Raw genomic sequence first — 19,971 nt, 5'->3', positions numbered from 1 at the left:
GGGCCTCTGGTGGATGTCCGCCCCCGCCGCTAGCGTCGGCACATGGACATCATCCTCATCCCCGGACTCTGGCTCGACGCCTCGAGCTGGGACGACGTGATCCCCGCCCTCGAACGGGCGGGGCACCGCGTGCACGCTCTCACCATGCCGGGGCTCGGTGAGCCTGAGGCTGTCACCTCCGACATCGGCATCGCCGACTGGGTCGACGCCGCCGTCGCCGCGGTCGACGAGGTCGACGGCGATGTCGTGGTCGTCGGCCACAGCGGAGGCGGCAACGTCGCATGGGGTGTCGCCGATGCGCGCCCCGACCGCGTGAGCCGCGTCATCTTCGTCGACACCGTCCCTCCCCCGCCCGGAAACGGGATCAGCGAGTTCCCGATCGTCGACGGGGTCGTTCCCTTTCCCGGCTGGGATTTCTTCGAGGACGAAGACGTGCACGACCTCGATGAGGACACTCGTGCGCGCACGGCGCCGCTCACATCCAGCGTCCCCGCACGAGTGCCGACCGACGGCATCTCCCTCACCGACCCCGCGCGCTACCGGGTGCCGGTGACACTGCTCATGGGGGACCTCGACCAGGCGACCTTCGAGGGCATGATCGACCAATGGGGACCGTTCGCCGAGGAGTATCGCGCGATCGAAGACGCCGAGGTCGTCCGGATCAGCTCCGCCCACTGGCCGCAGTTCACCGTTCCCGATCGTCTCGCCGAACTGCTGATCGGGGCGATCACCCGCTGACGGCGCAGGGTGGGGTCAGTGCCCCATCCCGAGGCCGCCGTCCACGGGGATGACCGCACCGGAGATGTAGCCGGCATCGTCGCCCGCGAGCCAGGTCACGACCCCCGCGACCTCGTCGGGGGTGGCGAACCGTCCGGCCGGGATGTTCGCCTTGTACTGCTTCTGCGTCTCTTCCGGGAGTTCCGCCGTCATGTCGGTCTCGATGAACCCCGGGGCGACGACGTTGGCTGTGATCCCCCGCGCGCCGAGCTCGCGGGTGATCGAACGTGCGAAGCCGACGAGCGCGCTCTTCGAAGCGGAGTAGTTGACCTGCCCCGCGGAACCGTACAGTCCGACGACGCTCGAGATCAGGATGATGCGACCGAAACGTGCGCGGAGCATGCCCTTCGATGCACGCTTGACGACGCGGAAGGTACCGCCGAGGTTCGTTGCGACGACGCTGTCGAAATCGTCTTCGCTCATGCGCAGGAGCAGCGTGTCCTTGGTGATGCCGGCGTTCGCGACGACGATCTCGACCGGACCGAGCTGCTGCTCCACCTCGGTGAACGCCGCGTCGAGAGCTGCGGCATCAGTCACGTCGGCACGGACGGTGAGAGTCCCCTCCGGGCCTTCGCCGCTGCGGGCCGTGACGGCGACGCGGTAGCCGTCGCGCACGAAGCGCTCCGCGATGGCGCGGCCGATGCCGCGATTGCCGCCGGTGACGAGGACGACGCGCTCAGCACTCATGGGGGGACACTCCTGATCTGGCCGGTCGGCCCGCGGTCCCGGGCCGTCATCGATCCTATCGACCATGCCGCCGCCGACTGCTCCCGGGCGCCCGGGTCGGCCGCGTCGTGGCGTTTGACAGACGGGAACGCTGCTGGAACCCTGATCGAGACGAAAGGCTTCATCGTGAGCGACAACCGCATCCCCTCTCCCGGTGGCGAGCCGCCGTTGACACCGCCGCCCGCACCCGCCGCGCCCGCGGCCACTCCGGCACTTCCCGCCGACCCAGTGCGGCCCGCCCCACAGCCGACGCAGAGCCACCCGGGAGCCGCGCCGACCTACGCACCTCCGGGATATCCGGCATCCGGCGCCCCGGCCGCGGCGCCCCAGCCGGGATACGCTCCCCCACCCGCACAGCCCGGATACGCCCCGGCCTCTTCGCAGCCCGGCTACGCTCCGCCCTCCGCACAGCCCGGCTACGGGGCGGCGCCCACTCAGCCCGGCTATGCCCCGCCGCCTGTGCAGCCCGGTTACGGCGCCTACCCGAGCGCGGGGTCTCCCGCCGCCGCCTCTCGTCCCACCAGCCCGCTGGCGGTCGCCTCGCTCATCTGCGGCATCGCCGGGGTCGTCCTGATCTGGGCCATCATCCCGGTGCTGGCATCGATCGCCGCCGTCATCACGGGCCACATGGCTCTCGGGCAGATCAAGCGTCAGCCGGGGATCGGAGGACGAGGACTCGCCATCGCCGGGCTCATCCTCGGCTACGCGGTGGTCGCGATCGGCGCGTTCACGATCGTCAGCACCATCATCAGCTTCCTGTTCGTCGGGGTCTTCAGCCTGCCGTTCCTGTTCTCGAGCTGAGTCACCGAACGGCACGCCGGGAGGGCTGCACCGGCGTAGGCTTGAGGCATCGTGAAGAACGCGCGTCAAGTCCCGGCCGTCACCTCACTGCCGCAGTCTCCGCGGGATGAGGCTGATCATCGCGTGCGCCGTTATGCGTTGACGATGACCATCCGCATCGTGTGCTTCGGGCTCATGGTCCTCGTGCAGCCGTACGGCTGGTACACCTGGGTCTTCGGGATCGCGGCCGCCGTGCTGCCGTACATCGCCGTCGTCTTCGCGAACGCCGGAAGCGACAGCAACGAGACCACAGCCGAGTCCCCCCTGCGAGAGTTGGAGGCTCCGGAGCCCGCCCCGATCGAGTCCGAGCCATCCGCTCCTCAGGTGTTCACGATCCACGAAGGCCCGAAAGAGCGATGACAGACCTCGAGTGCTCGCGCGCCGGCTGCCGGAGCGCGGCGACCAGACAAGTGGTGTGGCGAAATCCTCGCATCCATGCCGCCGACCGCGAGAAGGTCTGGTTGGCCTGTGACGAGCACGTCGACTTCCTCCGCGACTACCTGGCCGCACGGGACTTCCCGGTGATCGTCCGCGACGGTGTTCCCGCATGAGCCGGCGTCTGACCCGCTGGGCGGTGTATGTGCTCATCGCGATCGGCTTCGCGATCGCGTGCGTGTTCCTGTCGAACTGGCAGTTCGAGCGGAACGAGACCCGGGCCGCGCAGATCGAACTCGTCGAGCAGAACTACGACGCGGATCCCGTTCCGCTGGCCGATGTCATCGGCGAGGACGGTGCACTCGATCCCTCCGACGAATGGCGCCCCGTCACGTTGCAGGGCGAGTACCTCGCCGACCAGCAGCTCCTGGTGCGCAACCGCCCGCACGGCGGGACGAGCGCCTTCGAGGTTCTGGTGCCGTTCCGCGACGCCGATGGACGCGTGTTCATCGTGGATCGCGGCTGGGTGGCGCCGGGCGAGGGTGCTGAGCCCGACTCGGTGCCGTCGCCGCCGCCGGGCGAGGCCGAGGTGACGGTGCGCCTGCGACCCGGAGAACAGCTGCCCGCATCCGGTCGCGGCGCGCCGGAAGGACAGGTGCCGACCATCCATCTGCCCTCGATCGCCGCGCTGACCGACGGGGATGTGATCACCAGCGCCTACGGCCGCGTCGTGTCCGAGGAGCCGGCCGGATCCGGCGCGCTGGGTGGCTTCGACTCCCCCACCGACGACCCGGGCCCCCACCTCTCCTACGCGATCCAGTGGATCCTGTTCGCGCTGATGGGGTTCATCTTCATCGGCTACATCATCCGTACCGAGATCGTGAAGCACCGCGAGGAGGTCGAAGGCGCGCCGGCCCCCGTGAAGGCTCCGCGGCGCAAGGACCACGACGCCGACGTCGAGGACGAGCTGCTCGACGTCCGCTGACCGACGGTTCCCGCGTCAATCTATCCAGGGCATCGGCCGCTCGGGCAATCGCGAGCTGTCGTCCGGCAGGCGGGGCAGCTCCTCGCCGCCCGCGCGGATGCACAGCCACCGCAGCTCGCCGATGCTGTCCGGCCGCGCACGCCAGGTGCGAGCGACGCCCTGCCCCACTCGGATCACCGTCCCTGGTCCCACCTCGACGACGTCGTCATCCAGCCCCATCTGGCCACGACCGTCGAGGAATACGTACACCTCTTCGATCTTCCGGTGCACGTGCCAGTAGCCGGCCTCTTCGCCGGGCTCGAGCGCATTCGCGGTCATGCCGATGTACTGCATGGTCAACTCATGGTCGACGACTCGGCGACCATCCCGCGACCGCGCCGCATCGAATCCGCCGTGGTGCGTGCGCCACTGATCGAGCGCTCCGATCTCGACCACCTGATAACCGCTCATGCGGGCTCCTTCACATTCTCTCGCCTGTCGGCCCCTCGCCCGGTCACCACGCAAGTCCACCCCGTCTCCGTGCGCTCGTAGACGATCCGCGTGTGATCGCGTTCGGGCGATCCCTGCCAGAACTCGACTCGTGCGGCAATGATCCGCCAGAGGACCCATTCCCCTGGTCTGACACCCTCACGGGCGGCCGCGGAGCGCGCGGCGAGGTCTGCTGCGCTCTCCGCGGCTGACCCCTCTTGGACCCGTCCGCGGACCCGCACCGCCCGCACGAGCGGCTGCCACCAGAAGTTCAACGCCGCCGCAGGTTGCGCGGCGATCTGCGCAGCCTTTCGAGACGACCGTGGTCCGGCGAAGGCCCATCCACGCTCATCGACGTCTTTGAGGATGAGTGTGCGCGCATCCGGCACGCCGTCGTCATCGACCGTCGCCAGGGTGGCGGAGTGCGGCTCGGGAGCGCCCGCGGCGGCCGTCGTGCCGATCCAGTCGAGGAAGAGCGACACCGGATCGTCAGGAAGATCGGCGAGTACCAGTTGCGGAGCCGCGCCGGTGAGCGCGGGCTGAGCCCGGAGCCACCGGCTGAGCTCTGACGAAAGGAGATCCCGCTCTGTCGACATGCTCCCGACTATGCCACGGGACCAGCGGTCACGCGCCGGATCGTTCAGGCGAGTTCCCTCAGTGCGCGATGATCGGCGATCGGGGTCAGCAGGTCGAGCAGCTCGCCGAGCGTCGCGATCCGACGGGTGTCGCCGGACCAGTTCTGGTGTCCGCCGTCGAAGTGGACGAACTCCGTGCCGAGGTCGTCGGCGATCTCCCGGTCGTGATTGGTGTCGCCGATGATGAGCACTTCGCTCGGCGGGAGGTCGGATGCCGTCAGCCACCGCGCGATGACGTCGTGCTTCGACGCTCGATACGGGTCGTCGATCGACAGGACGTCCTCGAAGGCATCGACCAGACCGTACGGGGCCATCTGCTGCGCCAACGCATCGGGAAGGGTCGCCGACGCGAGGACCTGGCGGATGCCGCGTTCGTGGAGCGCCGCGAGTGTGGCACGCGCTTCGGCGTGGAGCGGCGCCTCGCCGACGCGCGACGCCAGCAGGTCGAGGTAGGTCGTCGCGGCCGCCACGAACCTGTCGTCGCCGAGTCCGACGGAGCCGTAGAAGTCGCGGATCGGGAACCGGAACACCGATCGGTACGTGTGCTCATCGGTCAGAGGATCGAGACCGTGCTCCTCGAGCACGGCGTTCATCACCTGACGGCAGATCTCCGCGTCGTCGAGCAGTGTGCCGTTCCAGTCCCAGCACACGGCGCGGATGTGACCCATACTCATGCCGTCACGCTACAACGGGTCACCGACACGCGCCCGCGCCCCCTGCTAGGCGAGCTCGATGAGGTCCTGGTACTCCTGGCTCCAGATGTCTTCGACGCCGTCGGGCAGGATCAGCACGCGCTCGGGGTTGAGCGACTGCACCGCGCCAGGATCGTGGGAGACGAGGACGACAGCACCCTCGTAGTGCGCGAGGGCACCGAGGATCTCCTCGCGCGAGGCGGGGTCGAGGTTGTTGGTGGGCTCATCGAGCAGCAGCAGGTTCGCCGAGGAGACGACGAGCGTCGCGAGCGACAGACGCGTCTTCTCGCCACCGGACAGGACTCCCGCCGGCTTCAGCACGTCGTCGCCGGTGAACAGGAACGAGCCGAGCACCTTGCGCGCCTCGGTCTCGGTGATGTGGGGCGCGGCCGAGACCATGTTCTCCAGCACCGAGCGGGTCACGTCGAGGTTCTCGTGCTCCTGCGCGTAGTAGCCGACCTTGAGGCCGTGGCCCGGCTCGAGCTGCCCGGTGTCGGGCTTGTCGACGCCCGCGAGCATGCGCAGCAGAGTGGTCTTGCCCGCGCCGTTGAGGCCGAGCACGACGACCTTGGAGCCGCGGTCGATGGCGAGGTCGACATCGGTGAAGATCTCGAGCGAACCGTACGACTTCGACAGGCCGCTCGCCATCATCGGGGTCTTGCCGCAGGGCGCAGGCTTCGGGAATCGCAGCTTCGCGACCCGGTCTTCCTGACGGACCTCGTCGAGTCCGGCGAGCAGCTTCTCGGCGCGCGCGATCATCTGGTGGGCCGCCGCGGCCTTGGAGGCCTTGGCGCCGAAGCGAGCCGCCTGCAGCTGCAGGGTCGTCGCCTTCTTCTCGGCGTTGGCGCGCTCCTTCTTGCGGCGCTCCTCGTCGGCCACCCGCTGGCGCAGGTAGTTCTTCCAGTTCATGTTGTACGTGTCGATGATCTGGCGGTTCGCGTCGAGGTAGAACACGCGGTTCACGGTCTCGCCGACCAGCTCGACATCGTGGCTGATGACGATCAGTCCGCCCTTGTAGCCCTTGAGGAACTCACGCAGCCACACGACGCTGTCCGCGTCGAGGTGGTTGGTGGGCTCGTCGAGGATCATCGTCTCGGCGTCGGAGAAGAGGATGCGGGCGAGCTCGATGCGGCGACGCTGACCGCCGGAGAGCGTCGACAGCGGCTGGTCGAGGATGCGGTCCGGGAGTGAGAGGTTGTTCGCGATGGAGGCTGCCTCGGCCTCTGCCGCGTATCCGCCCTGAGCCTCAAACTGCTCGGTGAGGCGGGCGTAGCGCTTCATCGCCTTGTCGGCGACGGCGGGATCGTCCGAGCCCATCGCGAGTGCCGCCTCGGTCATCCCGAGGTTCAGCTGTCCCAGTCCACGGGCGTCGAGGATGCGCGTGCGCGCGAGGTCTTCAGGGTTGCCGGAGCGCGGGTCCTGCGGCAGGTAGCCGAGCTCGCCGGAGCGCGTCACGCTGCCGCCGGAGGGCAGGACATCACCGGCGAGCACCTTGGTGAGCGTGGTCTTCCCGGCCCCGTTGCGGCCGACGAGTCCGATCTTGTCTCCGTCGGCGACGCGGAACGAGACGTTCTCCATCAGCAGGCGCGCGCCAACGCGGATCTCGAGGTCGTGCACGGCAAGCACAGCGGACGTCCGTTCTTTCAAGGAGGGTGTTCGGCCGATCGGCCAGCCTCCCAGTATAAGCGCCGTGGCGGGGAGCTGCGGTCAGCAAGATCAGCCCGGAGAGTGAGGCGGGCGATACCGCAGAGGGATGACCGCTCGGGTACGCGCTGCATAGCGTGCAGGAGTGGACATCCTCAACGAGCTCATCATGCAGGCCATCGCCTCCCCATGGCTGTACCTGGTCCTGTTCGCGGTCACCGTGATCGACGGCTTCTTCCCGCCGGTGCCGAGCGAGACGGTGCTCGTCGCGGCCGCGGCCGTCGCCGCATCGACGGGCGACGGGAACCTCCTGCTCCTGGGCGCAGTCGCCGCGATCGGCGCGACGATCGGCGACAACATCGCGTTCGTGATCGGCCGCAGTCTCGGCACCACCCGCTTCGCCTGGATGAGGCGCCCCCGCGTGGCTGCGACGTTCGCGTACGCGCAGCAGGCCCTCGATCGGCGCAGCGCCACCCTCATCCTCGGGGCCCGCTACATCCCGGTCGGACGCGTGGCCGTCAACATGTCCGCCGGGGCGCTCGGGTTCCCGTGGCGGCGCTTCCTGCCTCTGAGCCTGATCGCCGGCGCGAGCTGGAGCATCTTCAGCCTGGCGATCGGTCTGCTCGCCGGCGCCTGGATCAAGGACCAGCCACTGCTCAGCGCCGGTCTCGGCATCGTCATCGCACTGGTGATCGGCTTCGTGATCGACCGCATCGCCGCGGCCCGGCGCCGCCGCGCACCCGAGCCGCAACTGGCAGGATGACAGGCATGGCACGCCGACGACAGCGCACACCGTTGCGCCAACGGATCAGCCGCCGCACCTTCGCCCTCTGGGCGCTGGGTGGGGCGGTCGTGGCGTTGTACTCGATCCTCGTGCCGCTCCAGACCATCCTGTCCGGCACTCCACTGCCGCTGTCGTTCATCCTCGGCGCGGTGCTGTGCTTCTCGCCCTTTCTCGCGATCAGCCGCCCGGTATGGGCCATCGGGCTGTTCACCGCGGGGGCGCTCATCCTGCCGCTCACGGTCGTGCCGGAACTCGCGATCCAGTCGCCGTGGCCCTGGTCCGTCCCCGCACTCCTCACGTTCGCCCTCTTCGTCGGCGTGGTCACGTTCCTCCACGGCGCTCGACTCGGAGCCTTCGCACTGATCCTCGGAGCGATCGCCTCCCTGCTGGCGCCCATGCTCCGCCCCGACATGGTGGCCGTGCCCGCGTCCTCCGCCAGCGCCACCGCCGACCTCATCGTCACGACCGCGGTGGCCTCCGCGACCTTCCTCATCGCCGCGCTCGTCGCCGGGCGTGTGCGCGTCGCGGCCGAACTGACGCGCGAGAAGGAGCACAGCGCTCTCGAGGAAGCCCGTCGTGCGCTCGTGGAGGAACGCACGCGGATCGCGAGGGAGCTGCACGACGTGGTCGCGCACAGCATGTCCGTGATCCAGGTGCAGGCGTCGACCGCCAAGTACCGCATCCCGGAGCTCGGCGACGCGGCGACCGCCGAGTTCGATGACATCGCCGCGACCGCCCGCAGCTCGCTGACCGAGATGCGGCGCATGCTCGGCGTGCTGCGCACCGAGGATCAGACCGCCGAACTCGCTCCCCAGCAGGGCATCGACGACATCCCGGCGCTGGTCGACACCATCCGCCGAGCCGGCGTCGAGGTCGGCCTCGTGCTCGAGGGTGGGGAAGCCGCTGCCGCCGCGACGCCCTCGGTGCAGATCGCCGCATTCCGCATCGTCCAGGAGGCGCTGAGCAACGCGGTGCGACATGCTCCCGGTGCGCGCATCGCCGTACGGCTGCATGCGGAGGCTCGCAGCATCCGCATCCAGGTGCACAACGGAGCGCCGCCCCGTGCCTCCGACGGCCCCGGCGGCGGCTACGGGTTGCGTGGCATGCGCGAGCGTGCCGAGATCCTGGGCGGCAGCCTCTCGGCCGGCCCCGCATCCGATGGCGGCTGGGATGTGGAGGCCGTGCTCCCCCTGAGCGCCGACGACTCCGGCGCAGAGACGGCCACTTCGCTCGACAAGGAGAATCCGTGACGATCAGCGTCCTCATCGCCGATGACCAGGCCATGGTGCGTGCGGGTTTCGCCGCACTGCTCGATGCCCATGACGGGATCCGGGTGGCCGGTCAAGCGGCGAACGGCGCCGAAGCCGTCACCCTGGCGGCGCGTCTGGATCCGGACGTGATCTTGATGGACGTGCGCATGCCGGAACTCGACGGGATCGAAGCCACTCGGCGGATTCTCGGTCCGTCGTATCCGGCCGCCCATGTCCCCCGGATCCTGATGCTCACCACGTTCGACATCGACGACTACGTGTACGACGCCCTCGAGGCCGGCGCCAGCGGATTCCTGCTGAAAGACGCGCTGCCCGAGGAGCTCGTGCACGCGGTTCGCGTCGTGGCGGACGGGGATGCACTCCTCGCGCCGAGCGTCACCCGACGCATGATCGAGCAGTTCGCCGGTCGCAGGCCCCGCGCACCTCGCTCGGCTACCGCCCTCGCCGAGCTCACCGACCGCGAGCGCGAAGTGCTGGTCCTGATCGGGAAGGGGCGCTCCAACACCGAGATCGCCGCCGACCTGTTCATCGCGGAGCAGACCGTCAAGACGCACGTCGGCAAGGTGCTCGCCAAGCTGAATCTGCGCGACCGCGTGCACGCCGTGATCCTCGCCTACGACACCGGACTCGTCGAGCCGTCTTCCTGACTCACACCCTCGTAGGGGGTCGTAACGGCACCCGAGGGTGATGCACCCGCGGACACCGCGTCCATAGTCTCCTGGGACACCGCTCCCGAGGAGGACTCATGACCACCGTCCAGGCACCCACTGCCGGCATCATCGCGCCTCCGCAACGCGCGTCCCGCGACACCGGGATCGACTTCGTCCGGGCGCTCTGCGTCCTGGGCGTCGTCCTGCTCCACTCGATCATGGTGGGCGTCACCGTGGACGCGTCCGGTCCCGTCTTCACGAACGCCAGCGACGGCACAGCGTGGATCGCGCCGCTCAGCTGGCTCCTGCAGGTGATGCCGCTGTTCTTCGTGATCGGAGGCTTCTCGGGACTCCTCGCCTACCGACGGATGCGGGAGCGCGGCGGGACCGCCGTCGGCTTCGTGGCCGGACGACTGCATCGTCTGCTGCGACCCGCCGTCTTCACGATCGCCATCGTCGGCATCGGACTGGCGCTGCTCACGGTCTTCGGCGTGCCTGCCGATCTGATCGCGACCGCGGGTTTCCGGTACGGACAGCCGCTCTGGTTCCTCGGCGTCTTCCTGCTGTGCCAGGCGCTGCTGCCCGCACTCGCCGCCGCCCACGAGCGCGCCCCGTACCGCACGATCGGCGTTCTCGTCACCGCGTCGATCGCCGTCGACGTGCTGCGCGCCGCGACCGGGCTCGAAGGACTCGGCTTCCTGAATCTCGCCTTCGTGTGGATGACCTTGCAGCAGCTCGGGTTCTTCCTCGCCGACGGACGCATCGGGCGTCTCAGCCGCCGCATGCGTGCGGCAGCGGGCATCGCCGCTCTGCTCCTGCTCGTCGCGACGTTCCTGACCGGGGTCTACTCCCCCGATCTGATCGCGAACATCAACCCGCCGACCGCGGCCCTCCTCCTCGTCGGCGTCGCGCACACCAGCCTGCTCTCCCTGCACCGCGAACGCATCGAGCGGTTCAGCCGTCGGCCGCGTGTCGCCGCGTTCACGGCGTTCGTGACGGTGCGCACGATGACGATCTACCTGTGGCACATGCCCGTCCTGCTGGTGATGGCCGGCGCCACCGCCGTCTACGCCCTCGTCACCGGTGTGGCGCTGCCGACGCTCGACAGCGCGGACTGGTGGGCGGGCCGCCCGCTCTGGCTCGCGATGGCGCTCGCGTTGTCCGCGGTCGTCGCCGTTGCCTTCACCCGGTTCGAGTCGCAGCCGGCGCCGCAGGCCACCGGTTCCGTGCCGCGGCTCGTCGTCGGAGCACTGAGCGGGCTGATCGGCGTCGTGATGCTCCTGGTGCTGGGCACGTCCGTCGCGACGGCCCTGATCGCGGTCGCCCTGATCCTCGCGGCGCTCCGGCTCTCGTCGCGCACGATGCCGCTGCCGCCTGTCGGCGCGCGCACCCTTGTTCCCGCGTAGGGTCAGCCCAGGCCCCGTGCCGCCAGCGCGTCGCCGACCTCGTCGGCGTGCCGCAGGGAGAGGACGAGCAGCGGCACGACCCCACGCACGCCCAACCGTACACCGCGAGCCCGTGCAGCGTCCCGCACGCGATCAGCGAATCCGGCGATCACGGGGATCGTCGTGATCGTGAGTGAGATCGTCAGCGCCACCGCGGCGGGATCGAGACCGAATCGACGGAGCGGCCGCACGATCCGCTGCATCACCGCCACGAGATCCGCCATCCGGGTCGTGAGCGTCAGCAGGCTCGCCAGCAGGAGTATCGCCACGACGCGCCCGGTGCTGATCCACGCGGCGAGAGGCGAGACGAAGATCACGAGCGCCAGAGCGAGCACGAGGATGAGCCAGCGCAGACGCCAGACCTCGAGCAACGGCACACGGATGGGCATCGCCCCGAGCCCGTAGATCGCGAGAACACCCAGGAGCGAGAGGGCGATGCTCGCCGCGTCATGGGGATACAGCGATAAGAGGAGTGCGCCGACCGCCAGCGCCGCGAGCTTGAGCCCGGCCGGCGCGCGATGGAGGATGCTGCTCCCCGGACGGTAGAGCGCGATCATCCGCACGCTCGACGATATGCGGCGATCACGGCGGACGACTCTCCGGCGGCCGCGACTCGCCCCTCCTCGAACAGAATCGCGGTCTCGCACCGCCCGGCCAGCTCGAGGTCATGCGTCACCAGGACGACCTGAGTCGGTTGCGCGAGAAGCAGGTCGCCGATGCGCCGAGAATTGCGCAGGTCGAGGAGTGTGGTCGGCTCGTCGGCGACGATGAGCTGAGGTTCGGCGATCAGCACGGCGGCCAGGGCGAGCATCTGCTTCTGGCCTCCCGAGAGGCTGGATGCGGGCACATCGGCGTGCTCTGCCAGCCCGTGGGCGGCGAGGGTGTCTCTGACGCGGTGGGCGACCTCCGCCTTCCTCCGACCACGCAGAGACAGCGCGAGGTCTTCGGCCGGGGTGGGCATGAGGATCTGCGCATCCGGGTTCGTGAACACGAATCCGACCCGGCGACGCAGGGCGGCACGATCGCGCACCGTGTCGAGACCGTGCACCGCCACTTTCCCCGTGCTCGGGGGGATGAGTCCGTTCAGCAGCCGGGCGAACGTGGACTTCCCCGACCCGTTCGCACCGATCACCGCGATCGTCGGAGCCGTCAGGGCCACGGAGACATCTCGCAGCACAGGGCGTCCGTCGAGCAGCACCGAGACCGCATCCACGGCGATCGTCCCGATACCTGCCTCGCGGGTGATTGCCATGCGGGATCCCTCCGAGCGAGACGCGACCTGAACACCGTTCACCTGAACGTCGTTCACTATAATCGGAGGATGAGTCCGGAGACGAATCAGGCACGACACGACCGTGACAGCGTCGCCCGGAGCGCGCTCGCTCTCCTCGACGAGGTCGGGCTCGCCGATCTCTCGATGCGACGCATCGCGGCCCGGCTGGATGTGCAGCCCAGCGCCCTCTACTGGCACTTCTCCAGCAAGCAGGAGCTCCTCGCCGAACTCGCCGACCGGATCACATCCTCGATCCCTCAGGGCAGTGCCGACGTGCTCATCACAGCACGAAGCATCCGCGATGCCCTCTTCGCCTACCGCGACGGCGCCGAGCTGGTGCTCAGCACGTATGCCCTGCAACTCGGTTCGTCACACGCGCAGTCGGTGCTCACCGCAGCATTGCGCACGCAGGGTGCGACCGACGCCGAGGACCGGGGCGCGGCGATCCTGCACTTCGTCCTCGGCCACGCCACGCTCGTGCAGCAGCGCATGCATGCCGACAGCCACGGCGCCCTCCCTCGCGCAGACGAGATCGACGTCACGGCCGGACTCGATCGCACCTTCGACCTCGGGGTCTCTGCGCTCGCGGGAACACTCACCGCACCGGCGACTCCGCCGCGTGTCCGAGCCTGAGGCCCGGGACCGACGCGAGCACGACGAGCCCGATGCAGAACGCGAACACCGCACCGAACGCACCTGCCTCACCTCCGAGGGATGCCACCGCGAGCCCGGCCAGCGCGATGGCGACGGCTGAGCCCGTGGCGTCCGAGATGGACAGCGCGGAGGAATTGAATCCCTGATTCGTCTCGTCCGAGTACGCGAGCGTGAGGACGGTCAATCGCGGATAGAGCAGTCCCATCCCGCCGCCGGCGAACGCCCAGCCGAGCACCACGACGGCCGCTGAGACGTCGAAGAGCGCGGCGACGAGAACGCACAGCATCGCGACGAGCAGTGAGCCGAGACTGATCACTGTGATGCGGTGGTTCCCCAGCCGCTCACCGAACCGTCCCTGCAGCGCCGAGGCTCCCGCCCACGCCAGCGCGGCGAGCATGAGAGCAACCCCCGCCCACGTTGCACTGAAGTCGAACTTCTTCATCAGCAGGTATGGGATGTAGGCCTCGGCCGCGAAGAACGCGCCCGCCGCGATACCGCGCATGAGCACCACGCTCGGCAGTCCCCGGCCCGCCCGGAGGGTGCGTCGCGGCAGCAACGGGAGTACCGCGAAGCCGATCGCCAGCACGGCGCCGATCGCCACGGGCCACCCGATCGAGGGCGCCAGCTTCGCCGAGAAGCCGACCACGACGGCGAGCACCGCCACTACCACCGCCAGCACCAGCCGGACGACGAGCGCGCGCCGGTCCTGCGGCTCGCCTCCTCCGAGATCGACACCGCGCAGTCGGACCGCGATCATGACGAAGGCGGCCGCCGTCAGCACGGCGACACCGAGGAACGCCCACCGCCAGTCCAGATACTCGGCGACGGCACCGGCGAGGAACGGCCCCACCATCGACGGCACGACCCAGGCCGCGGCGAAGGCAGCGAAGATGCGCCCGTGCAGGTGCGGCGGATACAGCCTCGCGACGACGACGTAGAGCGCGACCGTCTGTCCGCCGGCACCCAGGCCCTGAACGAGCCGACCGATCAGGAACTGGTCCATCGTCACCGCGAAGCCCGAGATCAGCAGACCCAGGATGAAGAGCGTGACGGCGACGTACAGGGCCCCGCGCGGTCCGCGGGTGTCCGACCATGCGCCCGTGGCGACCATGCCGATCACACTCGTCGCCAGGGTGCCGGCGAATGCCACGGCGTAGAGGGCCTCGCCGTGCAGCGCCTCGCTCACGATCGGCATCACCGTCGTCACCGCGAGCGCCTCGACGGCGGCGAGGAAGATCAGTGCGACCGCGCCGAGCGTCACCCAGATGCGTTGGCGGTCCCAGATCGTCGCGGCGTCTGCCGGAGTCGTCATCGACCCACGAGTGCCGCGATGCGCTCGATCGCCTCGGTGATGATCTCCGGGCTGGTGCCGAAGTTCAGGCGCACGTGACCCGCACCCTCGGCGCCGAAGGCAGGTCCGAAGTGCAGGGCGACTTTCGCATCGCGCAGGATGCGTCGTGCGGGGTTGCCGCCCCAGCCGAGTGCGGAGAGGTCGATCCACGCGAGGTAGCCGGCGTCCGGGATGCGATAGCGGGCACCCGGGAGGTGCGCGGCCAGCAGGTCCTCGAGCAGCACACGGTTCTCATCGAGCGAGCGCAGCAGCCCGTCGAGCCAGGGGTCGCTCTCTTCCGAGAACGCCGCCACGGCAGCGAGCAGACCGAACTGTCCGGTGCGCCACTCCACCTCGACGGGCAGTCCACGCACGACATCGGTCGTCGCGTCGTCGGCGGTGACCATGAGGGCGCACTTCAGACCCGCGAGGTTGAAGGCCTTGCTGGCGCTGACGACCGCATAGCCGACGCGTTCGGCCGCATCGCTCACCGCGAGGAACGGAGTGAATCCGGTCCCCGGCTGGGCGAGCGGTGCATGGATCTCGTCCGAGACGACGGTCGCACCGAACTCATCCGCCAGTTCGGCCAGAGCGGCGAGGGTGTCGCGGTCATGCACCGTGCCGGTCGGATTGTGCGGGTTGCAGAGCAGGATCGCCGTCGCTCCGTCCTCGAAGGCAGCACGGATGCCGTCGAGGTCGAGCTCCCAGCGTGTTCCCGTGTCACGCAGCGGAACTCGCTCCACTTCTGCGCCGGCTTCGGCGACCAGGTCGTAGAACGGCGGATACACCGGAGGGGTCACGACGATGCGCTCCCCCGGCTGGGTCACGCGGCGGAGGATCTCCACGATCCCCATGCTCACGTCCGCGGTGCTCCGCATTCTCGCGGGGTCGGGCAGCCAGCCATAGCGGCGGTTCGCGAAAGCAGCGAACGACTCGGCGAGCGGCGTCCGCGATGCGACATACCCGGTATCACCGATCTCCACGGCGCGCCGCAGCGCGGCGGAGATCGCCGGCGCGAGCGGGAAGTCGGTCTCGGCGACGAACAGCGGAAGCACATCGGCCGGGTACTCGCGCCACTTCTCGCTGCTGCGCTCGCGAAGCTCCGCCAGAGGCAGGGCCTTCACCTGAAGCATTCGACCTCCCGAGGTCCCGACACGCGCCGTCGACGTGTCATCCGTTCCGACGCGCGCATCGTCGTGCCGCCTTGCGGCAGCGATCTGGCGCGCGTCAGATGGCGAAGCCGAGCGCGCGCATCATGTCGCGCCCGTCGTCCGTGATCCGCTCCGGACCCCACGGTGGCATCCACACCCAGTTGATCCGGAAGCGGTCGACCACACTGTCCAGAGCCTGAGCGGTCTGGTCCTCCAGCACGTCGGTGAGCGGGCAGCCCGCGCTGGTCAGCGTCATGTGGATGACGAGAGCATCGTTCTCGTCATCCCAGGCGAGGTCGTAGATGAGGCCGAGGTCGACGACATTGATCCCGAGCTCGGGGTCCATGACGTCCTTGAGAGCCTCGGTGACCGCATCGTACTTCTCGTCCGTGAGGGTCGCTGTCATGCGATCAGCCTACGCCTCGATGGGGGCTGCAGGGTCGAGGAAACGGTCGTATCCCTCGTTCTCCAGCCGGTCTGCGAGCTCGGGGCCGCCCTCTTCGACGATCTTGCCCGCGACGACCACGTGGACGAAGTCGGGGCGGATGTAGCGGAGGATGCGGGTGTAGTGCGTGATCAGGAGCACGCCGAGTCCGGTGGACTCCTTCGCGCGGTTGACGCCCTCGGAGACGATCTTGAGCGCGTCGACATCGAGACCGGAGTCGGTCTCGTCGAGGATCGCGAACTTCGGCTTCAGCACCTCGAGCTGCAGGATCTCGTGGCGCTTCTTCTCACCGCCGGAGAAGCCCTCGTTGACGTTGCGCTGGGCGAACTTCGGGTCCATGCGCAGGTTCGACATGGCCGCCTTGACGTCCTTGGTCCAGCCGCGGATCGCCGGCGCTTCGCCGTCGAGTGCGGTCTTCGCCGTGCGGAGGAAGTTCGTCACCGTCACGCCGGGGATCTCGACCGGGTACTGCATGGCGAGGAAGAGCCCTGCGCGGGCGCGCTCGTCGACCGTCATCTCCAGGACGTCCTGGCCGTCGAACGTGATGGAACCGGAGGTCACCGTGTACTTCGGGTGACCGGCGATCGTGTAGGCCAGTGTCGACTTGCCCGAGCCGTTGGGGCCCATGATGGCGTGGGTCTCACCGGTGTTCATGGTGAGGTTGATTCCGTTGAGGATCGGGGTGGTCCCCGCATCGGTCTCGACCGTCACATGCAGGTCGCGGATCTCGAGAACAGACATTCTTCAAACTTCCTTAATCACAGTCGGATCGATGAGCACGTCGTCGCCGTCGATCTGGACGACGTAGACCGGGACCGGCTCATATGCGGGGAGATTCTGGGGCTTGCCGGTGAGCAGCGAGAAGGCGGAGCCGTGTGCCCAGCACTCCACCGTGTCGCCCTCGACGAAGCCTTCGGACAGCGAGATGTCGCCGTGGGTGCAGGTGTCGCCGATGGCGTGGATGACTCCCTCGCCGTCCTTGATCACCGTGATCGGCACGCCGCCCGGGTCGACACGCAACGGCATGTCCTGTTCGAGGTCGGCGACTCCGCAGACGCGTTCGGCGGTCATGCACTCACCTCGGCCAGCTCCGCCTCGATCGCCGCCAGGAGCTCGGTCTCGAGGGCGGGGATGCCGAGGCGCTGCACGATGTCGGTGAGGAAGCCGAGCACGACGAGTCGCCGCGCCTCCTCCTCGGTGATACCGCGCGCCTGCAGGTAGAACAGCTGCTCGTCGTCGAAACGACCCGTGGCACTGGCGTGCCCGGCTCCGAGGATGTCGCCCGTCTCGATCTCGAGGTTCGGGATCGAGTCGGCGCGGGCGCCCTCGGTGAGGACCAGGTTGCGGTTCGCCTCGTAGGAGTCGGTGCCCGTGGCGTCGGCTCCGATCAGCACGTCGCCGATCCAGACGCTGTGCGCCCCCTGACCCTGCAGCGCACCCTTGTAGAGGACGTCGCCCTTGGTGTGCGGTCCCTTGTGGTGCAGGTAGACCTGGCTCTCGAGGTGCTGCCCGGCGTCGGCGTAGGAGAGGCCGTAGAGGTAGCCCTCGGAGCCGGCGCCTGCGAGTTCGACGTTCGGGTTGACGCGCACGACGCCACCGCCGAAGCTGACGACGAAGTGCTTGAGGGTCGCATCCGCACCGACCCGCGCCTGGTGCGCCGCCGTGTGCACCGCATCATCCGCCCACTGCTGCAGGCTGATGACCGTGAGCTTCGCACCGTCGCGGACGATGATCTCGACGTTCTGCGCGTACTGGGCGGACCCGGTGTGCTGCAGGACGACCGTCGCCGAGCTGTGCTCGAGCGCCTCGATCACGATGTGCGCGTCGGCACGGCGATCGGCGCCGAGACCGGCGATCGAGACGAAGACGGGTTCGGCGACCTCTTCCTCGCGCGGGATCCGCACGTGCAGGGCCTCAGCAGCTCCCTGCCAGGCCACGGCGGCGGTGACGTCTTCCGCAAGGAAGACCTCGCCGCGGGGGGCGGCGCCGATCGCGAGCGGAGCGGCGATGTACTGCTCCCCTGCGTCGACCGTGTAGCTCACGCCGTCGTTCTGCGGGGCCACCTCGAACAGGGAGGTGAGCTGCGCGACCGGCGTGTGCTTCCAGTTGACCTCGCGCCCGGTGGGGGCGCCGAAGTCAGACGGATCGAAGGAGTGCGGACGCTCGGAGCGGGTCTGCACCGGGACGAATCCGGCTGCGGCGACCTGGGCTGCGGGGTCGATGTGCGCGTTCGTGTGCTGCGCCTCGGCAGGCGCTGTCGTAGCGGCGGTCACTAGCCGACCGATCCTTCCATGCCCATCTCGATGAGCTTGTTCAGTTCCATGGCGTATTCCATCGGCAGCTCACGCGCGATCGGCTCGATGAAGCCGCGCACGATCATCGCCATCGCCTCGTCCTCGGGCATGCCACGGGACTGCAGGTAGAACAGCTGCTCCTCGCTCACCTTCGAGACCGTGGCCTCGTGGCCGAGCTGCACGTCGTCGACACGGATGTCGATCGCCGGGTAGGTGTCGGAGCGAGACTTCGTGTCGACGAGCAGGGCGTCGCAGCGCACCGTGTTCGCGGAGTGGTGAGCCGCGGCGTCCACTCGGACCTCACCCCGATACCCGGCACGTCCTCCGCCGCGGGCGATCGACTTCGAGACGATCGACGACTGCGTGTACGGGGCCATGTGGATCATCTTCGCGCCGGCGTCCTGGTGCTGACCGGGACCGGCGAAGGCGACCGAGAGGGTCTCTCCCTTGGCGTGCTCGCCCATCAGGTAGATCGACGGGTACTTCATCGTCACCTTGGAGCCGATGTTGCCGTCGACCCACTCCATGGTTGCGCCCTCGTATGCCACGGCGCGCTTGGTGACCAGGTTGTAGACGTTGTTCGACCAGTTCTGGATCGTCGTGTAGCGAACGCGGGCGTTCTTCTTCACGATGATCTCGACGACGGCCGAGTGCAGCGAGTCCGACTTGTAGATCGGGGCGGTGCAGCCCTCGATGTAGTGGACGTAGCTGTCCTCATCGGCGATGATCAGGGTCCGCTCGAACTGGCCCATGTTCTCGGTGTTGATGCGGAAGTATGCCTGCAGGGGAATCTCGACGTGCACGCCCTTGGGGACGTAGACGAACGAGCCACCCGACCAGACGGCCGTGTTCAGCGCCGCGAACTTGTTGTCGCCGGCGGGGATGACGGTGCCGAAGTACTCCTCGAAGAACTCGGGGTGCTCGCGCAGCGCCGTGTCGGTGTCCATGAAGATGACACCCTGCTGCTCCAGGTCCTCACGGATCTGGTGGTACACGACCTCGGACTCGTACTGAGCCGCGACGCCGGCCACGAGCCGCTGGCGCTCGGCCTCGGGGATGCCGAGGCGCTCGTAGGTCTCGCGGATCTCGGCGGGAAGGTCTTCCCACGTCTGCGCCTGCTTCTCGGTGGAGCGGACGAAGTACTTGATGTTGTCGAAGTCGATCTCGCTGAGGTCTGCACCCCAGGTCGGCATCGGCTTGCGGCCGAAGAGCTGGTATCCCTTGAGACGGGTCTTCAGCATCCATTCGGGTTCGTTCTTGAGGGCGGAGATCCCCCGCACGACCTCTTCCGAGATCCCGCGTTTGGCGATGGCGCCGGCGGCGTCCTCATCGTGCCAGCCGAATTCGTACACCCCCAGACCGTCAAGCTCCGGGCGGTCGATCAGTACATCCGACATCCAACACTCTCCTCACAGGTCCCAAACGGTGTCATCCGCCCCGACACACCTGATCCCCGTCGAGTCTGCGGGAGCGGGTGCCGTTGGTGGGCCCTCATCACCGGCGCTTCCATCGCGCCTAAACTGTTGACGATG

24 protein-coding genes are annotated in these 19,971 nt (G+C 68.6%); 10 read left to right on the top strand and 14 right to left on the bottom strand.

Going from position 1 to position 19,971, the window contains the following annotated elements:
* Nucleotides 1-42: 42 nt before the first annotated feature.
* Nucleotides 43-738 carry an alpha/beta fold hydrolase gene (locus tag DW298_RS08690; protein ID WP_136042053.1) on the top strand — a complete coding sequence of 232 codons (696 nt, stop codon included), beginning with the start codon at nt 43-45 and terminating at the stop codon, nt 736-738.
* A gap of 15 nt (nt 739-753) precedes the next feature.
* Here DW298_RS08690 and DW298_RS08685 read toward each other — a convergent pair whose 3' ends face one another.
* Nucleotides 754-1,464 carry a beta-ketoacyl-ACP reductase gene (locus DW298_RS08685; RefSeq protein ID WP_029261772.1) on the bottom strand — a complete coding sequence of 237 codons (711 nt, stop codon included), beginning with the start codon at nt 1,462-1,464 and terminating at the stop codon, nt 754-756.
* 165 nt (nt 1,465-1,629) lie between these two features.
* Between DW298_RS08685 and DW298_RS19510 the strand changes: the two genes are divergently transcribed.
* The 4 genes from DW298_RS19510 to DW298_RS08665 are packed head-to-tail and all read left to right on the top strand — an operon-like array spanning nt 1,630 to nt 3,703.
* On the top strand, nt 1,630-2,304 hold the full coding sequence (locus DW298_RS19510) for a DUF4190 domain-containing protein (protein ID WP_136042052.1): 675 nt from the start codon (nt 1,630-1,632) through the stop codon (nt 2,302-2,304).
* Between the two features lie 51 nt (nt 2,305-2,355).
* Nucleotides 2,356-2,703, top strand: coding sequence for a DUF3099 domain-containing protein (locus tag DW298_RS08675; protein ID WP_136042051.1), 348 nt, complete (start codon nt 2,356-2,358; stop codon nt 2,701-2,703).
* Nucleotides 2,700-2,894, top strand: coding sequence for a hypothetical protein (locus DW298_RS08670; protein ID WP_136042050.1), 195 nt, complete (start codon nt 2,700-2,702; stop codon nt 2,892-2,894). The genes DW298_RS08675 and DW298_RS08670 overlap by 4 nt, the downstream gene beginning before the upstream one ends.
* Complete coding sequence (locus DW298_RS08665; protein WP_136042049.1) at nt 2,891-3,703, top strand: SURF1 family protein; 813 nt, start codon at nt 2,891-2,893, stop codon at nt 3,701-3,703. Before DW298_RS08670 ends, DW298_RS08665 begins: the two co-directional genes overlap by 4 nt.
* A gap of 15 nt (nt 3,704-3,718) precedes the next feature.
* Here the strand turns inward: DW298_RS08665 and DW298_RS08660 are convergent, their stop codons facing one another.
* The 4 genes from DW298_RS08660 to abc-f are packed head-to-tail and all read right to left on the bottom strand — an operon-like array spanning nt 3,719 to nt 7,124.
* On the bottom strand, nt 3,719-4,153 hold the full coding sequence (locus tag DW298_RS08660) for a cupin domain-containing protein (protein ID WP_136042048.1): 435 nt from the start codon (nt 4,151-4,153) through the stop codon (nt 3,719-3,721).
* Complete coding sequence (locus DW298_RS08655) at nt 4,150-4,767, bottom strand: pyridoxamine 5'-phosphate oxidase family protein (RefSeq protein WP_136042047.1); 618 nt, start codon at nt 4,765-4,767, stop codon at nt 4,150-4,152. The genes DW298_RS08660 and DW298_RS08655 overlap by 4 nt, the downstream gene beginning before the upstream one ends.
* 44 nt (nt 4,768-4,811) lie before the next feature.
* On the bottom strand, nt 4,812-5,480 hold the full coding sequence (locus DW298_RS08650; protein WP_136042046.1) for an HAD hydrolase-like protein: 669 nt from the start codon (nt 5,478-5,480) through the stop codon (nt 4,812-4,814).
* Nucleotides 5,481-5,525: 45 nt separating this feature from the next.
* Nucleotides 5,526-7,124, bottom strand: coding sequence for a ribosomal protection-like ABC-F family protein (gene abc-f, locus DW298_RS08645; RefSeq protein WP_136042045.1), 1,599 nt, complete (start codon nt 7,122-7,124; stop codon nt 5,526-5,528).
* A 163-nt stretch (nt 7,125-7,287) separates the two neighbouring features.
* Here abc-f and DW298_RS08640 point away from each other — a divergent pair, with 163 nt between their 5' ends.
* The 4 genes from DW298_RS08640 to DW298_RS08625 all read left to right on the top strand — a co-directional run bounded on the left by DW298_RS08640 (nt 7,288) and on the right by DW298_RS08625 (nt 11,253).
* Nucleotides 7,288-7,905: a DedA family protein gene (locus DW298_RS08640; protein WP_136042044.1), complete on the top strand. Its 618-nt coding sequence runs from the start codon at nt 7,288-7,290 to the stop codon at nt 7,903-7,905.
* 5 nt (nt 7,906-7,910) lie between these two features.
* Nucleotides 7,911-9,176 (top strand): histidine kinase, encoded by a 1,266-nt coding sequence (locus DW298_RS08635; protein WP_136042043.1) that lies wholly within the window; start codon nt 7,911-7,913, stop codon nt 9,174-9,176.
* On the top strand, nt 9,173-9,844 hold the full coding sequence (locus DW298_RS08630) for a response regulator transcription factor (RefSeq protein WP_136042042.1): 672 nt from the start codon (nt 9,173-9,175) through the stop codon (nt 9,842-9,844). The genes DW298_RS08635 and DW298_RS08630 overlap by 4 nt, the downstream gene beginning before the upstream one ends.
* A 98-nt stretch (nt 9,845-9,942) precedes the next feature.
* The gene (locus DW298_RS08625) at nt 9,943-11,253 is read left to right on the top strand and encodes an acyltransferase (protein ID WP_136042041.1); all 1,311 of its coding nucleotides are present in this window, start codon (nt 9,943-9,945) and stop codon (nt 11,251-11,253) included.
* A 2-nt stretch (nt 11,254-11,255) separates the two neighbouring features.
* Here DW298_RS08625 and DW298_RS08620 read toward each other — a convergent pair whose 3' ends face one another.
* Nucleotides 11,256-11,849, bottom strand: coding sequence for an energy-coupling factor transporter transmembrane component T (locus tag DW298_RS08620; RefSeq protein WP_136042040.1), 594 nt, complete (start codon nt 11,847-11,849; stop codon nt 11,256-11,258).
* The gene (locus DW298_RS08615; protein ID WP_136042039.1) at nt 11,846-12,544 is read right to left on the bottom strand and encodes an ABC transporter ATP-binding protein; all 699 of its coding nucleotides are present in this window, start codon (nt 12,542-12,544) and stop codon (nt 11,846-11,848) included. The genes DW298_RS08620 and DW298_RS08615 overlap by 4 nt, the downstream gene beginning before the upstream one ends.
* A 69-nt stretch (nt 12,545-12,613) precedes the next feature.
* Here DW298_RS08615 and DW298_RS08610 point away from each other — a divergent pair, with 69 nt between their 5' ends.
* The gene (locus tag DW298_RS08610; RefSeq protein ID WP_136042038.1) at nt 12,614-13,198 is read left to right on the top strand and encodes a TetR family transcriptional regulator; all 585 of its coding nucleotides are present in this window, start codon (nt 12,614-12,616) and stop codon (nt 13,196-13,198) included.
* Here the strand turns inward: DW298_RS08610 and DW298_RS08605 are convergent.
* The 7 genes from DW298_RS08605 to sufB all read right to left on the bottom strand — a co-directional run bounded on the left by DW298_RS08605 (nt 13,161) and on the right by sufB (nt 19,836).
* Nucleotides 13,161-14,531 carry an MFS transporter gene (locus DW298_RS08605; RefSeq protein ID WP_136042037.1) on the bottom strand — a complete coding sequence of 457 codons (1,371 nt, stop codon included), beginning with the start codon at nt 14,529-14,531 and terminating at the stop codon, nt 13,161-13,163. The two genes, DW298_RS08610 and DW298_RS08605, sit on opposite strands and share 38 nt — an antisense overlap.
* Nucleotides 14,528-15,682, bottom strand: a complete 1,155-nt coding sequence (locus DW298_RS08600) for an aminotransferase class I/II-fold pyridoxal phosphate-dependent enzyme (RefSeq protein ID WP_136042036.1) — start codon at nt 15,680-15,682, stop codon at nt 14,528-14,530. Before DW298_RS08600 ends, DW298_RS08605 begins: the two co-directional genes overlap by 4 nt.
* Before the next feature lie 94 nt (nt 15,683-15,776).
* Complete coding sequence (locus tag DW298_RS08595; protein ID WP_021200756.1) at nt 15,777-16,106, bottom strand: metal-sulfur cluster assembly factor; 330 nt, start codon at nt 16,104-16,106, stop codon at nt 15,777-15,779.
* Nucleotides 16,107-16,115: 9 nt separating this feature from the next.
* The gene (sufC, locus tag DW298_RS08590; protein ID WP_136042035.1) at nt 16,116-16,886 is read right to left on the bottom strand and encodes a Fe-S cluster assembly ATPase SufC; all 771 of its coding nucleotides are present in this window, start codon (nt 16,884-16,886) and stop codon (nt 16,116-16,118) included.
* 3 nt (nt 16,887-16,889) lie between these two features.
* Complete coding sequence (locus DW298_RS08585) at nt 16,890-17,216, bottom strand: non-heme iron oxygenase ferredoxin subunit (RefSeq protein ID WP_017830403.1); 327 nt, start codon at nt 17,214-17,216, stop codon at nt 16,890-16,892.
* Complete coding sequence (gene sufD, locus DW298_RS08580; RefSeq protein ID WP_136042034.1) at nt 17,213-18,418, bottom strand: Fe-S cluster assembly protein SufD; 1,206 nt, start codon at nt 18,416-18,418, stop codon at nt 17,213-17,215. Before sufD ends, DW298_RS08585 begins: the two co-directional genes overlap by 4 nt.
* Nucleotides 18,418-19,836 carry a Fe-S cluster assembly protein SufB gene (gene sufB / locus DW298_RS08575; protein ID WP_136042033.1) on the bottom strand — a complete coding sequence of 473 codons (1,419 nt, stop codon included), beginning with the start codon at nt 19,834-19,836 and terminating at the stop codon, nt 18,418-18,420. Before sufB ends, sufD begins: the two co-directional genes overlap by 1 nt.
* Nucleotides 19,837-19,971: the final 135 nt, after the last annotated feature.

The sequence above is a fragment of the Microbacterium sp. A20 genome (assembly GCF_004794515.1).
In the GTDB taxonomy this organism is placed as follows: domain Bacteria; phylum Actinomycetota; class Actinomycetes; order Actinomycetales; family Microbacteriaceae; genus Microbacterium.
The sequence above is the reverse complement of the archived record's forward strand: the minus strand, read 5'-3'. Positions and strand labels throughout refer to the sequence as shown.